This window comes from Deltaproteobacteria bacterium, assembly GCA_026712905.1.
Lineage (GTDB): Bacteria > Desulfobacterota > Binatia > UBA9968 > JAJDTQ01 > JAJDTQ01.
Genome location: JAPOPM010000151.1, coordinates 1 through 13,948, shown reverse-complemented (window position 1 = coordinate 13,948; position 13,948 = coordinate 1). Strand labels below are relative to the sequence as shown.

Here is a 13,948-nt window from a genome sequence, read left to right as displayed (position 1 = left end):
GGGACCGCCGGAGGGAACACGGTGCCGTCGGCTTCCGCCTGGTCGAGCACCCGGCCCAACTCGCGGTACTCCTCGGGCGTCAGGAACCGCTCGCGGCGCGTCTCCCTGTAGCGGCGCACCGACCGGCACGGATTGCGCCGCGGCGGCGTCATCCCCCAGGCTTCCGCAAGCCGGAACATGTGCGCCAGCGCCCCCACCGCCGCGTTCGCCTGATAGGGCTTCTCCCGGAGCTTGTGGTGGAACTCCGAGACTTGCGGGCGATCCACCTCCGAGAGCCGCAGATGGCCCAGCTCCGGAACGATGTAGAGCCGCAGGATGCGCCCGACCCCCTCCACCGTCGCAGGCCGGCAGTTCACCCGCACATGGGCCTCCATGTAGCGCTCGGCGAGGTCCGCCACCGTGGGCTCGGCCGCTGCGGGCGGAGGGGCGGGCTCCAGCCCCTGCTTGATGCGGTCGATGGCAAGCGCCGCCTTGCGGCGGGCGTCGTCTGGTGTCAGGTTCCCGTAGCGGCCGAGCGCGAAGCGCTTCGGCCCCCCGGCCGGTCCCCGGGTCTGCACGCACCAGACCTTGCGGCCCGAGGCATACACCCGAATGCCGAACCCCGGGAGGTCCCGGTCCCAGACTACGGTGTCGCCCGATTCCACGGCGAGCGTATCGACGGCGCGCTTGGTAAGCTTGACGGGTTGGCGCATGGGCATGGGGGGATTTCCTCCGGCATCGGAACTCGAACGGAAAACCCAAAACCGGAGAAAATGCTATCAGAGCCGTAATCGGAACGCAACCTACTGAAATCGCACCCTGGAGGGTCGTGGGTCACCAGCTGGCGTGGCTTGACCGAACGGCACAGGAGCATGAGTCATTCGGAATCCACTATAACATACTGTTATTTATGGTTTTATCGTAGGACTGTCGTGGCAGGGTTTGACATGACAGCGCTTGTCCGCTACCCGAGAAATGGTGGGAATCAGGTGAGATCAGTATGCAATATATGGGTCTTTTTCGTCGTCGGCAAGGCGCGATGACTTGTAGGGGCGACCTGCGGTCGCCCTTGCTCGGCCGGGTGCGAAATTTGGCATGGCGATTGCGATGTACGACAATGGATCCGGGATGGCTGAAAGACCCCCGGAGACCGCCCAAGTGAGATAGTTCATGAAAGAACGCTATGATCGGGAAAGGCGTAGGCGCCGTTCGACGCGTCTGCACGGCTATGACTATTCGCAGGCCGGCGCCTATTTTCTGACCATTTGCACGGTCGAGCGCAGAATCCTGTTCGGAGAAGTCGTGGATCATGGAGTGATGTTGAACGAGGCGGGCCGGATCGTGGAGGATGAATGGCTCAAAACCGCTCGAATCCGTGGTGAAATCGAGCTGGATGCATGGGTCGTCATGCCGAATCATATTCATGGGATATTGACAATCACCGACGATGGCGGTGACTGCTCCCGCCGATCGCGCCCTGATCAGCGGTCATTGATCACGGGCGTGGGTGTGCCGGTTGGGGGCGACCGGCGGGTCGCCCCTACGGGACCCGGACCAAGGTCTGTGGGTGCGATAGTGGCGGGTTTCAAATCGGCATCGGCCAGACGCATCAACGCTTTCCGCGGCACCCCTGGCACATCGGTGTGGCAGCGCAACTACCATGAGCACGTCATCCGGTACGAAGCCGTGCTGAACCGCATTCGCCAATACATCGCGGAGAACCCCGCCCGATGGGCGGAAGACCCCGAGAATCCCGCTCGACGAGGGCCGACCAGAAACAGGTCATGATCATCCTGATGGGGTGTGGCCATCCTGGGCCGGTAGAGGGTCGCCGACCACCGGGTGGGTGTGCGGGGTAGGGGCGACCGGCGAACCGTCCCTGCGTCAGTCGAGCCCGTAGAACCGGCGGGGATTGTCGCAGAGGATCCTCTCCACCGCCTCGGGGGAGACGTCCTCCTTGCGCCGCATCACCGCCACCATGCCATCCTCCCGGGACTGGTCCTGGTGGCCGTAGTCGGAGCCCATGATGATGTGGTCTTCGCCGATGTGGGTGAGCAGGTAGGGCAGGTCCTCGTCGGCTTCCGCGGCCACGTAGAGACGGTAGTCGCGGAACAGGCCGGGTCCCCAGTCGAGTGACGCGTCCGCGTCGCCGCCGGCGTTGAGCCGGGCGCCGCTGGCGCGTTGCAGATGGTGCAGGATGTAGGGAACCCACGAGGCGGAGGCCTCGATGAAGCCGAAGCGCAGGTTGGGGAAGCGCTCCGGGATCTTGTGGGCCACGAGGTCCCGGAAGGCGAACAGCGGCAGCGAGCGCACGTGGGGAAGGTTGTGGCTGAAGTTGCGGTCGAACACCCTCGTGATCTCCGGAGCGCCCGCGCCGGTATGGATGCAGATGGCCATGCCCAGCCGGTTGGCCGCCTCGTACACGGGGAAGAAATACGATTCCGCCAGCGAGCGGTCACCCTCCACCCCGCGGAAGAACACCCCCACCGCGCCGTGGTCCCGCGCCGTCTCGATCTCCCGCACCGAAGCGTCCATGTCCCGCAGCGGCGGCACCACGACCCAGCGCAGCCGGTCGCCGGCGGTCTTCCACGCCTGGCCGAGAAAGCGGTTGTAGGCTTGGCAGACGGCCACCTCCAGGGCCACGTCCACGTCGAGGTAGCTCAGCAGCAGGGTAGGGTACACCACCTCCGCGTGCACTCCACGCTTGTCCATGTCCCGCACCCGCGCTACCGGGTCCGTGACGTAGCGCACCGATGCCGCGATGTCCGTCCGGGCGTTCTCCCTGTCCGAGCCGCCCACCGCCACCAGCGCGCTCCCCTTGCCGAAGCGCTTGGGCACCGCCATGCCGTCGATGAGCCAAACCTGGTTGTTCTCCCCGTAGACGCTGTCCACCGTGGTCGACGCCAGCACCGGCCGGCGCTGGTATAACTCCGGATCGAAGAGCTCCCACATCCCCGGATGCTCGATAATGTGCGTATCCGCGTCCACGACGCCTGGCATGGTGACCTCCTTCGGGCGAGTGTGTTCCTGCATGGCAGGATTCGGGTGGCGGGTCAATGTAGGAAGGAGGAGGGTGTTGACGTTTGGCATCAATCCGGTTGACGCCTCCGCTTCATCCCGGATAATCTCGGACCGTATCGCACAGCTATCCACGGAAGGAGACCGATCCAATGGGATGGGTAGACGCTGACGCGCATGTCGTCGAGAGCCCGCGTACGTGGGACTATCTCACGCCCTCGGAGGAGAAGTACCGGCCGGCCCTTTTCGATCCCAACGACGGGACGCAGCGGCAGAACTGGGTCATCGACGGGAAGATCCGCGGGCTGTTCCGGTTCGCGTTCACCGAGGAGGCGCTGGAGGAGCGTTCGCGCAGGACCGGGAGGCAGATGACCACCTCCATGGAAACCCGCGACGTGGCCAACGTGGGGGCTCGGCTGGCGCACATGGACGAGCTGGGCATCGACGTGCAGATCCTCTACACGAGCATCTTCCTGGATCAGTGCACCGAGCGACCGGAGGTGGACGTGGCCCTGTGCGGCGCTTACAACCGCTGGCTGGCCGACATTTGGAAGGAAGCCCAGGGGCGGCTGCGCTGGATGTGCGTGCTGCCGTTTCTCAGCATGCCGGACGCCATGGACCAGTTGCGCTTCGCCAAGGAGAACGGTGCCTGCGGCATCTTCATGCGGCCGATGGAGGGCCGCCGCAGCGTGGATGACCCATTCTTCTTCCCGATCTACGAGGAAGCTTCCAAGCTGGACCTGTGCATCGGGCTGCACCAGTCCAACGGCAACGCCAGCCTGGTGGACATGATGGCTAGCCCCGACGGCAGCCGCGAGTTCTTCAACCAGTACCGCATCTTCAACGTCGGCGCCTGTTTCCGGTTGGTAAGCTCCGGTGTGCCCAAGACGTTTCCCAAGCTGCGTTTCGGCTTCATCGAAACCGCGGCATCGTGGATCCCTTGGGTCGTGTACGAGTTGCGCCGCCGGCTGGATACGGTGGACGACAGGCTGCCGCAGGACCTGCTGCGGGAGTACAATATGTACGTGACCTGCCAGATCGGCGACGACGTGCCGTACCTGATGCAACAGGCAGGCGAAGGTACCCTGATGATCGGCACGGACTACGGGCACGCCGATTCGTCCACGGAGCTGGAGGCGCTCACGTCGCTCAAGGAGGACGGCGGCATCAGCGCGGCGATGCACACGAAGATCGTGGAGGACAACCCGCGGCAGTTCTACGGGCTGTAGCGTCCGGCGCGGCGGTGGATACTGTCGGGCGACCGCCGGTCGCCCCTACCGTCGCCATGATCGGCCTGGTCACACGGACGCTTGGCGCACAACGGACTGCGAGGAGAGCATGCAATGATCGGATATCCTGTAATCGACGCGGACGGCCATCTGACGGAGCCAATGACCGCCTATCGGGAGCGGGTTCCGGAGCCCTACAGCTCCGCCCGCGAGCTGTACCCCCACGACGGCTGGGACCGGAACCTGGGGCGCATGGGGCACCGGGTGGCGGACCCCGAGCGTGAGCTCTCGGACATTGACGCCGAGGGCATCGACACCGCGGTATTGTTCCCCACGGCGGGGCTGGGCATCGGCAACGTGCGCGATCCAGCCCGGGCGCGGGTGCTGGCCAACGCCTACAATGGCTGGCTGCACGAGTTCTGCGGCGCCTCGCCCGAGCGCATCAAGGGCGTGGGCATCGTCGCGCTGCAGGAGGTGGAGAGCGCGGTGGAGGAGCTGGAGCGCCTGGTGGAGATGGGCATGGTGGCGGTGCAGGTGCCCACCTACGTGGCCTGGCGCAAGCTCTCGGACCGGGAGCTGGACCCGTTCTACGCCGCAGCCGAGCGGCTCAAAGTGCCCCTGGCCATCCACAGCCAGCCGCGCGACGCCGCGGGCACCGACCGCTTCGACAAGTTCCTGGCCATCCACGCGGTGACTCATCCGTTCGAGCAGATGATCGCCATGACCCAGCTCATCTTCGGCGGGGTGCTGGAGCGCTACCCCGGGCTCAAGGTGGGCTTCCTGGAGTCGGGCGCCGGCTGGGTTCCCTACTGGATGGACCGGCTGGACGAGGAGTGGGAGAAGCGCGGCGACGTAGAGGCGCCGCTGTGCACGCGCGCGCCCAGCGAGTACGTGAAGAGCGGGCGGTGCTACTTCGGCGTGGAATGCGAGGAGCTCACCATCCCCGACGCCATCCGCCACATCGGCGACCGCAGCCTGCTGTACTCGTCCGACAACCCCCACTGGGACACGGACTGGCCCCACTCGGTGGAGAAGCTGCGCCAGCGCGACGACCTCACCGAGGAGAACAAGCACCGCATCCTGTGCCGGAATGCCGCGGATTTCTATGGGGTGCCGGTGAGCGAGATCGCCGCGGTGCCGGCCCAAGGGTAGCACCCCGTGCTCGCACCGTTACGCTCGGTGCCCGCGACGGCCTGTTCAAACAAAACTGTAATCGAGGTGTGAATGTAGGGGCGACCGGCCGGTCGCCCCTACAGGAGATGGTGCCGCTCTACAGGGTCCCCGAACTCTTCACCGGAGGCATGTGCTCCTCCGCCCCTTCGTTCTCGTCGATCCAGCCGCCCCGCTCCGCCTCGTCCAGCACGTTGAGGATGGTGTCCACCAGCTTGCGGGCCGAGTCCACGCTCAACTCCACGGCCACGCGGGCGCCGGTTCCCTCGGTCTCGTTGACGAAGTCGATGTTGAGGGAATGCTCCCGGAAGACATGGTACGGGTGGTCATAGGCGACGTTGGCCTGGTTGACCTTGAACCAGTCTTCCGACTGCTTGCCGCTTCCCTCCATAACGACCTTTTTGGCGATCATCGTGCACATGGTCGTCTCCTTTCGCTTCTTCGGAAATGAACCCGCGCGCGAGCCCGGAAGCGCTCGGGCTAGTCCCAGGCGCGGTCCGGGCCTCACGGCGATCCGCCTTATCCGAGCTGCTTGCCGAAGAAATCCAGGAGCTTTTTCCAGCCGTCCACGGCCTGCTCCTGACGGTAGGCCGGGCGGTCGTAGTAGAAGAAGCCGTGGCCCGCGCCGTCATAGCGGTGGAACTCGTAGTCCTTGCCGTGCTTTTTGAGCTCCGCCTCGTGCTGGTCCACCTGCTCCGGCGAGGGGCTCTTGTCGTCGTTGCCGAAGATCCCCAGGATCGGGCACGAGAGGTCGGCGGTGTAGTCGAAGGGGGCGACGGGCTGCTTCGCGGTGAGGTCGTCGCCGCTGGCCACCACGCGGCCGCCCCAGCACTCCACCACCGCGTCGAAGCCCTGGGCGCGGCAGGCGGTGAGAAAGGCATGGCGTCCGCCCGAGCAGGTGCCCCAGATCCCCACCTTGCCGTTGTGATAGGGCATGGAGCGCAGGTAGTTCATGGCGCCCGTGAGGTCGCCCACCACCTGGTCGTCGGCCACGCCCCCGTCGGCGCGGATCTTGGCGGCCACGTCTTCCGGGGTGCCGGCGCCGGCACGGTGGTAAAGGTCGGGCGAGATGGTGGCGAAGCCGTGGTGCGCGAGCCTGCGCGTGGCTTCCCGGTACCATTCGTCCCAGCCGGGCAGATGGTGAATGGCCACCACGCCGGGGAACGGCCCCGCGCCCAGCGGGCGCGCGTAGTACGCGTTGATGGTGTCGCCGTTGTGACCCTGGATGGTGATGGTCTCGGCCAGCATGCCCTCGTATTGGTCGGTCGTGTACATGAACTACCTCCTTAAGGATTTGCCTGGGTTGAAATCGACTTCGGAGCGCCGCAAGAGTGCCGTGCGGCGTCTCGTTCGCTGTGAGAACTAATAACAAGGAGCGCGGAAATTCAACCCCGCGTGTCTTGACGGCGTGGCCGGCGCTTCAGTAGATTGGACCGACTAGGCGTGGCGACGCGGCCCGGGGAACGTTTGGAGCTTGCGGGGCCGGAGCGCACGTCAGGACGCTAAAGATCTTCAACCGTAAATCCTGAGCAACGGATGCCAGGAGTTTACCGGACACGACACTAGCGCGAAGGAGGACTGATCATGTTTGTCTGTCTATCCCCTGGGGGCCAGTTGCTGACCCACGGCGAAACCGCCGCCGACAACCTGCTCGTCGGCACCGTGGACGGCGTCTTCTCGTTCCGCCGGGACAACGGCTCGTGGCGGCAGGACAACGTGCACCTGCCGGGCAAGCACGTCAGCGCCGTCGTCTTCGAGCCCACCACCGGCACGCTGCTGGCGGGCACCTACGACTGCGAGATCTACGCCAGCGCCGACAAGGGCGGCACTTGGGAGAAGCGGGACAGCGGCATCGGCGACAAGGAAATCTACTCGCTGGCCACCCAGTTGGTGGACGGCAAGCCCCGTGTCTACGCCGGCACGCAGCCCGCGCACCTCTACTACAGCGACGACCTCGGCAAGAGCTGGAACGACATGCCGGCCTTCCGGCAGGTGCCGGGGGTCGAGAAGTGGACGTTCCCGGCGGAGCCGCATCAGGCCCACGCCAAGAGCATCACGTTCCATCCCACGGACCCCGACATCATCCACGTGGCGGTGGAGGTGGGCGGCTTCCTGCGCACCACGGACGGCGGAAAGAGCTGGAGCACTATCTCCAACATCAACCCGGACGCGCACCGCGTGTTCATCCCGTCCAACGACCCCGACAAGCTCTACGGCACGGCGCCCACCACCAACTGCGGCCCCGAGGTCATGGCGGGCTTCTGCGTGAGCGGGGACGGCGGCGCCACCTGGAAGAACATGACCCCGCGGGACTTCCGCATCGGCTACGTGGACCCGTTTTTCATCCACCCGCAGGACTCCAACCTGCTGTTCGTGGCCGGCGCCAAGACCGGCCCGGGCACGTGGCGCAAGCTGCACACGGCGGACGCCCGCGTGGCGCGCAGCCGTGACGGCGGCCAGACCTGGGACATCCTGGGCGAGGGCCTGCCCGAGCACATCCGCGCCAACATCGAGGCCATGTGCATGGACGCGTGGAACGGCGGCTACGCCATCTTCGCCGGCACCACCGACGGCGACATCTTCTACAGCGACGACGAAGGCGAGCACTGGACCACCATCGCCAAGGGCATCGGCCCGGTGTCCAAGTCGCACCACCACATCAACCTCGCCCTGGAGGGAGAGGCCGCGCATCACTAGCGGAATCTCCGGGTGAATCCGCTGGAACATCGATTGGGTTTCCCGTAGCCGGCAGCGGCCGGCCGCGGGAACCCGTCGAGTCTCGCGGGTCGCCGCCACGCGCCACCACCCCGGCGGGTCGCCGCCCTTGTTCATCCTTTCATACGTCCGGATCGCGGTTCTGAGCCTGCTGCTGCTGCTGCACCTGTTGGGCGGCGAGGGTTTCAGGAAGCTGCTGCGAGGTTGGCGCCGGCGCAAGCCCGCCGTCCGTACCCTCACCATAGTCGGCGGCGACCGGCACATGGTCGCCGATCTCTACGCGGTCCGGGATGGTCAGCCACGCGCGGGTCTGCTCGTCACCCACGGGGTGCTCGACACGGGCAAGGACGACCCGCGCCTGGCAGCTTTGGCGAACGAGCTCGCTTCCTGCGGTTTCGCCGTCCTGGTGCCCGAGCTCGATGGCCTCAAGTCCCTTCGGCTGGAGATGGCGGAATCCGAGGACATCGCGGCTGCCTTTCGCTTCATGCTCTCGCGGGAGGAGGTGGACGAAAACCGCTCCGGTCTGTTCGGCATCAGCTTTGCCGCGGGTCCAACCCTGAAGGCCGCGGCGGATCCCTCCATCCGCGAACGGGTGAAGTTCGTGGTGTCCTTCGGCGGCTACTACGACACCGTCAACATAATCCGTTACCTTACCACCGGCCGGGACGAATACCGGGGCCACGGGCACGTCCAACCACCGGAGATCTACGCAAGGTACGTGTTGGTGAAGAACCTCCTGGTCCATGTGATGGCGGAGGAGGATCGCAAGGTGTTGTCCGGTCTGCTCGATGACATGGAGCGGGAGGTCAAAGCCGGCGTCACCCGATGGGACGGGGAGGCGCCGGTGATTTCGCCGGAACGGCTCACGGAAGACGGGCGCGCCCTGTACGACCTGATCCGCAACCAGGACCCTGCCCGGGTCCAGAGTCTGGTGGAGGCGACCGAACCCGGCGTGCGGCACTATCTGGAGGGCCTCTCTCTGCGTCCGGTGGTCTCGCGAGTCGCGGCGCGAGTCCTCATCGGCCACGGCGACACCGACCCGCTGATCCCCTCGACCGAGAGCCTGCGGCTGGCGGACGCACTACCGCACCCGAGCCGCGTCTACGTTGCCATCCTTGAGGTGGTGAGCCACGTGGACGCGCGGCTGTCGGTGCAATCCATCCGCGAGTTCCTGACGGCGACCCTGCCCTCCTGCTGCCGTTTCTACGGGTTGATCTTCCGGATCCTGAAGCAGCAGTTCCAATCCTGAAACCACGGTACCGTACCGTACGCGTGGCTGTGTTTCTCCAGCCTGCCGACCTGAGGCCCCTTTGCCTTGGCCCGGAGTTGCGGAGCAATGGCTTTTAGCGCTGTTTAGAGTGGATTATTCTGTTGACTAAATTAAGTATTATGACTAAATTTAGATCAATCTATTAATGGGAGTAAAAACGGATATGGCTGAATTCTCGAACCCTTTTCGTCCTGGCGCGGGCCACACGCCTCCGTATCTTGCTGGCAGGCAGGCCGAGCGTCAAGAGTTTCTGCGGCTACTTCCGCAAACCACGATACTGGAAAACCTGATTTTGACGGGGCTCCGCGGAGTAGGCAAGACGGTGCTTCTCGATTCGTTCAAGCCCTTGGCGGTGAACCAAGGGTGGATCTGGGTGGGTACCGATCTTTCGGAGTCGACGAGCGTCAGTGAGGAGAATATGGCGATTCGGCTCTGCACGGATCTGTCCGTCATCACGTCGAGCGTTGTGATGGAGACCTTGGAGGTGCCGAACGTCGGGTTCGCTGCGGACTCGGAGCGAATCCACCGCACCCTCAACTACCCGGCCCTCATGGATCTCTACCGGGGGCTGCCCGGACTGCCCCTCGACAAGATCAAGGGTGTCCTGGAGATAGTCTGGCGCGCGCTATCGAAGCGACAGAATGTGCCTGGGATCATTTTCGCGTATGATGAAGCACAGAACCTCGCTGACCAATCGGGCAAGGAAGAGTATCCTTTGTCCCTCCTGCTCGACACCTTTCAGTCCCTGCAAAGAAAGGGACTTCCGCTGATGCTCGTCCTCACCGGTCTTCCGACTCTGTTCCCCAAGCTCGTGGAAGCGAGGACCTTCTCCGAGAGAATGTTCAGGGTCGTGTTTCTCCAAAGCCTGTCCAGGAGAGAGAGTGAGGAAGCAATCCGCAGGCCCGTTGAAGACGCGGATTGCCCTTTGGAACTCAGCGATCATTCGGTCGAGACTATCATCGACGCATCCGGAGGATATCCTTACTTCATCCAGTTCATCTGCCGGGAAGTGTACGACGCTTTCATTCAGCGGATCGACCGGGGGGAGCGGGCGGTCGTACCCATTGAGGAGATCGAGCAGAAACTCGACACGGACTTTTTTGCCGGACGATGGGCTCGGGCGACCGATCGGCAACGTGAGTTGCTGTTCGTGATTTCGCGGCTGGAGAGTTGTGACGACGAGTTTACGGTCCAGGAAGTGGTGGAGGAATCCAAACGATCCTTGGACAAGTCGTTCAGCAGCAGCCACGTTAACCAGATGTTGGTGGCGTTGGCGTCACAGGGATTGGTCTTCAAGAATCGACATGGAAAGTATTCTTTCGCCGTTCCGCTATTGGGCCGGTTTATCAGCCGTCAGCCGCGCGGATAGGCCTCTTACTTTTCACGGACGAAACCCTTAAGATCCCCTTTCATCGCGTCTTCATGCGAACATCTCCGAGGAGGACACCGCACTTATGAGCTTTGAACCCAAGACACCGTCGTTCTGGGAAAAGGGAGCCTTGCGCCAGGAACTCGATCGCGTGTTCGACATTTGCTACGGCTGCACGCTGTGCCACACGCTCTGCCCGTCGTTCGTGAGCCTGTTCCAGATGATGGACGAGAACTTCGGTGACGCCACGTCCCTGAAGGACGAGCAGATGAAGTCGGTGGTGGACCAGTGCTACCAGTGCAAGCTCTGCGATCCCATCTGTCCGTACGTGCCGCCGCACGAGTGGGACATCGACTTTCCCCGGACCATGATGCGCGCGACCCTCGTCGAGGCCAAGGACAAGGGCGTGAGCTGGGCCGACCGGCTTATGGGAGACACGGACCGGGCCGGGCGGCTGGCGAGCCTGATGGCGCCGCTGGTGAACTGGGCCAACCGCACCCCGTTCGTTCGCGGCCTGATGGAGAAGTACCTGGGGGTGCACCGCGACCGGCTGCTGCCGACCTATCACGGGCAGACCTTCGCCAAGTGGCTGCGCCGGCGCCCGGCGGCTCCCAAGGAGAGCGGTGGGGAGAAGGCAGCGCTCTTCTACACTTGCACCGTCAACTACAACGAGCCCGACATCGGCAAGGCCGCGGTGGGGGTGCTGGAGAAGAACGGCGTCGAGTGCACCGTCCCCGAGCAGCAGTGCTGCGGTATGCCGTTTATCGACGTGGGGCTCCTGGACGAGGCGGTGCAGAAGATCGAGGCCAACGTCAAGAGCCTGAGCGAGGCCGTGCGCCAGGGCTACAAGATCGTGGTACCCACCGCGAGTTGCAGCTACATGCTCAAGCAGGACTACCCGCGCATGCTGCCCACGGACGACACGAAGCTCGTGGCGGAGAACACCCTGGACCTGTCGGAGTATCTCGTGCAACTCCACGAGAGCGGCAAGCTGAACGTCGACTTCACCCAGGCGGCGGGCAAGATCCGCTACCACCAGCCGTGCCATCTCAAGGCCCAGAACATCGGCTTCAAGGCGCAAGAGTTGATGCAGCTCATCCCCGACTCGGAGGTCTCCCGCATGCAGTGCTGCAGCGGGCACGACGGGACCTGGAGCGTCAAGAAAGAGAACTTCGAGGCGTCGATGCAGGTGGGCCGGCCGCTGTTCAAGTTCATGCGGTCGGATGACGCCTGTACGGTGACGGATTGTCCGCTGTCGGCGGTTCAGGTGGAGCAGGGGACCGGCAACAAGCCGGTGCACCCCATCATCGTGATGGCGCGGGCCTACGGCCTCGATGTCGAGTCGTAGGCCCGCGCCGGTTGCGGGATTTCGTCGTTCTCCGGATTACCTCGGGTCGAGGATCCAGCCGCCTTCTTTCTCCATGCCGATGACGAGCTCGTCGTCGGCGTCGGAGGGCATCACCTCTGCCAGGTGCTTCGCGTAGTCTTCCTCGGAGAGCAGCTCGCCGGCGGTGCTGTAAGGCTGGCTGGCGTAGTTGCCGATGTAGCGGCGGAACTTGTCGCTGGGAATCGCCAGCTTGGGCTGGTCGTCGGCGATGTTGTGGTTCAACGCGTCCACCAGCGCCTGGACCTCCTTGAAGAAGGTCGTCCTTGACAGCTCGTTCAGCCGGTCCATGTCCGCCGGCTCGTCGTACAGGTGCTCGTCGTAGCGTCCCTTGAGACCCCAGACATAGGCCCAGTGGGCCGAGCTGGACTCATCCTGGCCGAACAGGTCGTAGGCCGTGGAGATCCACTTGTTGAAGTACTTCTGGATGATGGGCATGGGGATCTTGCCGGCCTTGACGATGCGCATCAGGCCGATGTTGCCCTGGGCCAGGTGGTAGGCCTCTTCCTTCAGCATGGGCAGGGTGCTCCGGCCCAGCGGCGCGAAGGCGCTCCGGCTCAGCATGTTGAGCTGGTACTTGCCGTCACGGTCGATGAAGCTCGTGTAGACGAAGAAGTCGAGCCAGTTGCGCACGGGCTGGTTGAAGGAGTCCAGGAGGCGCGAACCCTCGGACGCGCGCCGCTCCAGCAGCCGCTGAGACTGGCGCTTGCCGGACTCGCCAAATTGGGTCAGGAGCACGTAGGCCATCTGCCAGCCGTGGCGCATCTCCTCACGGTTGATGCGGATCAGGTTCTTCAGGTCCACGTCCGTGGGCGCGCGCTCGATCAGGTTGGTCTGCTGCTCCACGGAGGCGAACTCGGTGTCGCCCTGGAACTCGATGAGGTGCGCCAGCGCGTCCTGGATGCGCTGGTCGGGGATGTCCGTCACCTTCTCCCACTTGGGGCCTCCCGCATACTCACCGAACTCGATCTCGTTGCTCTCGACGTCGTCGAGCTTGGTCTCGAAGGTGTAGTCGCCGCCGATCAGCTCCATCGGGTAGCCGATATCGTCGTGCCACTGGTGGAACGCATCCACCCAATCGTCGAAGGTGTCGATCCTTTCCTTCTTTATCAACATGGTTCCCTCCTTGTTTCGTAATGAACGGTAGTACGAAATAATATTCCAAACCAACTCCACGTCGGGTGCACCGACGGGAGACTGCGTCTGGAAATTTGATGGGGTAAGACTATTCCATACTGCGTTCGGCGCCATTTTGCAAGAGCCGAACGAGCGTCCGCACGATTATTTTCGCAGTTCCCTCTGGAGCCACCGGACGATGGTGGGAAGGGTCAGGGGCCGGCGCGCGCACCGCCGGCATCAACCCACGGTGGCGCCGCTGCTGATGCTCTCGAGACCTACGGTGCCGTCGGTGATCACGTCCACCACCGTCGGCCTTCCCTTCTTCAGGGCCTCCTTGACCGCGTCCTGAATCTCGCCGGGTTTCTCCACCCGCAGACCCTCGGCGCCGAAGCCACGGGCCACCGCGGCGAAGTCGGTGTCGTTGAAGGCGGCGGGCGAATCGCCGCCCAGGTCTCCGGTGGCGATCATTCCCAGAGCCGAGTTGTTCATGACCACGAACACCACCGGCAGGTCGTATTGCACCGCGGTGGCGATGACGTGCACGGACATGGAAAACCCGCCGTCGCCGCTCACGCTCACCACCGGCCGGTCCGGGTGCACGAGCTTGGCCCCCACCGCGGCGGGCGCGCCCCAGCCCATGCCGGCGAGCCCGCCGGGCACGAACAGGGTCCCGGGCGCCCGGGTCTGGTAGTAGT

The 13,948-nt window shown here is 64.3% G+C and carries 13 protein-coding genes; 7 read left to right on the top strand and 6 right to left on the bottom strand.

Annotation, left to right across the window (positions count from 1 at the left end):
• Nucleotides 1–698: Arm DNA-binding domain-containing protein (locus OXF11_12075; protein MCY4487831.1), on the bottom strand; the 698-nt coding region annotated here is incomplete at its 3' end.
• Between the two features lie 451 nt (nt 699–1,149).
• Here OXF11_12075 and OXF11_12070 point away from each other — a divergent pair.
• On the top strand, nt 1,150–1,767 hold the full coding sequence (locus OXF11_12070) for a transposase (protein MCY4487830.1): 618 nt from the start codon (nt 1,150–1,152) through the stop codon (nt 1,765–1,767).
• A 96-nt stretch (nt 1,768–1,863) separates the two neighbouring features.
• Here OXF11_12070 and OXF11_12065 read toward each other — a convergent pair whose 3' ends face one another.
• Complete coding sequence (locus tag OXF11_12065; GenBank protein ID MCY4487829.1) at nt 1,864–2,979, bottom strand: amidohydrolase family protein; 1,116 nt, start codon at nt 2,977–2,979, stop codon at nt 1,864–1,866.
• A 170-nt stretch (nt 2,980–3,149) separates the two neighbouring features.
• Between OXF11_12065 and OXF11_12060 the strand changes: the two genes are divergently transcribed.
• Nucleotides 3,150–4,226, top strand: coding sequence for an amidohydrolase family protein (locus tag OXF11_12060; protein ID MCY4487828.1), 1,077 nt, complete (start codon nt 3,150–3,152; stop codon nt 4,224–4,226).
• 114 nt (nt 4,227–4,340) lie between these two features.
• Nucleotides 4,341–5,378: an amidohydrolase family protein gene (locus OXF11_12055; GenBank protein ID MCY4487827.1), complete on the top strand. Its 1,038-nt coding sequence runs from the start codon at nt 4,341–4,343 to the stop codon at nt 5,376–5,378.
• Nucleotides 5,379–5,496: 118 nt separating this feature from the next.
• Here OXF11_12055 and OXF11_12050 read toward each other — a convergent pair whose 3' ends face one another.
• Together OXF11_12050 and OXF11_12045 are read right to left on the bottom strand one after the other, a co-directional pair.
• Nucleotides 5,497–5,808 (bottom strand): DUF6295 family protein, encoded by a 312-nt coding sequence (locus OXF11_12050; protein ID MCY4487826.1) that lies wholly within the window; start codon nt 5,806–5,808, stop codon nt 5,497–5,499.
• Between the two features lie 107 nt (nt 5,809–5,915).
• Nucleotides 5,916–6,671, bottom strand: a complete 756-nt coding sequence (locus OXF11_12045; protein MCY4487825.1) for a dienelactone hydrolase family protein — start codon at nt 6,669–6,671, stop codon at nt 5,916–5,918.
• 309 nt (nt 6,672–6,980) lie between these two features.
• Here OXF11_12045 and OXF11_12040 point away from each other — a divergent pair, with 309 nt between their 5' ends.
• The 4 genes from OXF11_12040 (at nt 6,981) to OXF11_12025 (ending at nt 12,098) form a co-directional block, all read left to right on the top strand.
• A complete protein-coding gene (locus OXF11_12040; GenBank protein MCY4487824.1) occupies nt 6,981–8,093 on the top strand; it encodes a hypothetical protein in 1,113 nt (370 codons plus the stop codon).
• A gap of 127 nt (nt 8,094–8,220) precedes the next feature.
• Nucleotides 8,221–9,360, top strand: a complete 1,140-nt coding sequence (locus tag OXF11_12035; GenBank protein MCY4487823.1) for a hypothetical protein — start codon at nt 8,221–8,223, stop codon at nt 9,358–9,360.
• A gap of 184 nt (nt 9,361–9,544) precedes the next feature.
• Nucleotides 9,545–10,750: an ATP-binding protein gene (locus OXF11_12030; GenBank protein MCY4487822.1), complete on the top strand. Its 1,206-nt coding sequence runs from the start codon at nt 9,545–9,547 to the stop codon at nt 10,748–10,750.
• A gap of 85 nt (nt 10,751–10,835) precedes the next feature.
• Nucleotides 10,836–12,098, top strand: a complete 1,263-nt coding sequence (locus OXF11_12025; protein MCY4487821.1) for an anaerobic glycerol-3-phosphate dehydrogenase subunit C — start codon at nt 10,836–10,838, stop codon at nt 12,096–12,098.
• Between the two features lie 36 nt (nt 12,099–12,134).
• On the opposite strand, the gene OXF11_12020 is transcribed toward OXF11_12025, so the two are convergent.
• Together OXF11_12020 and OXF11_12015 are read right to left on the bottom strand one after the other, a co-directional pair.
• Entirely contained in the window at nt 12,135–13,250 is a 1,116-nt protein-coding gene (locus tag OXF11_12020) for a phenylacetate-CoA oxygenase subunit PaaI (protein ID MCY4487820.1), read from the bottom strand.
• A gap of 240 nt (nt 13,251–13,490) precedes the next feature.
• On the bottom strand, nt 13,491–13,948 hold a 458-nt coding region (locus OXF11_12015; GenBank protein MCY4487819.1), incomplete at its 5' end, for a thiamine pyrophosphate-dependent enzyme.

Bases quoted from the DNA above. Each gene is read 5' to 3' on its own strand.
- OXF11_12020 (MCY4487820.1), bottom strand. From the start codon at position 13,250: ATGTTGATAAAGAAGGAAAGGATCGACACCTTCGACGATTGGGTGGAT.
- OXF11_12040 (MCY4487824.1), top strand. From the start codon at position 6,981: ATGTTTGTCTGTCTATCCCCTGGGGGCCAGTTGCTGACCCACGGCGAA.
- OXF11_12030 (MCY4487822.1), top strand. From the start codon at position 9,545: ATGGCTGAATTCTCGAACCCTTTTCGTCCTGGCGCGGGCCACACGCCT.
- OXF11_12025 (MCY4487821.1), top strand. From the start codon at position 10,836: ATGAGCTTTGAACCCAAGACACCGTCGTTCTGGGAAAAGGGAGCCTTG.
- OXF11_12060 (MCY4487828.1), top strand. From the start codon at position 3,150: ATGGGATGGGTAGACGCTGACGCGCATGTCGTCGAGAGCCCGCGTACG.
- OXF11_12050 (MCY4487826.1), bottom strand. From the start codon at position 5,808: ATGATCGCCAAAAAGGTCGTTATGGAGGGAAGCGGCAAGCAGTCGGAA.
- OXF11_12070 (MCY4487830.1), top strand. From the start codon at position 1,150: ATGAAAGAACGCTATGATCGGGAAAGGCGTAGGCGCCGTTCGACGCGT.
- OXF11_12065 (MCY4487829.1), bottom strand. From the start codon at position 2,979: ATGCCAGGCGTCGTGGACGCGGATACGCACATTATCGAGCATCCGGGG.
- OXF11_12055 (MCY4487827.1), top strand. From the start codon at position 4,341: ATGATCGGATATCCTGTAATCGACGCGGACGGCCATCTGACGGAGCCA.
- OXF11_12045 (MCY4487825.1), bottom strand. From the start codon at position 6,671: ATGTACACGACCGACCAATACGAGGGCATGCTGGCCGAGACCATCACC.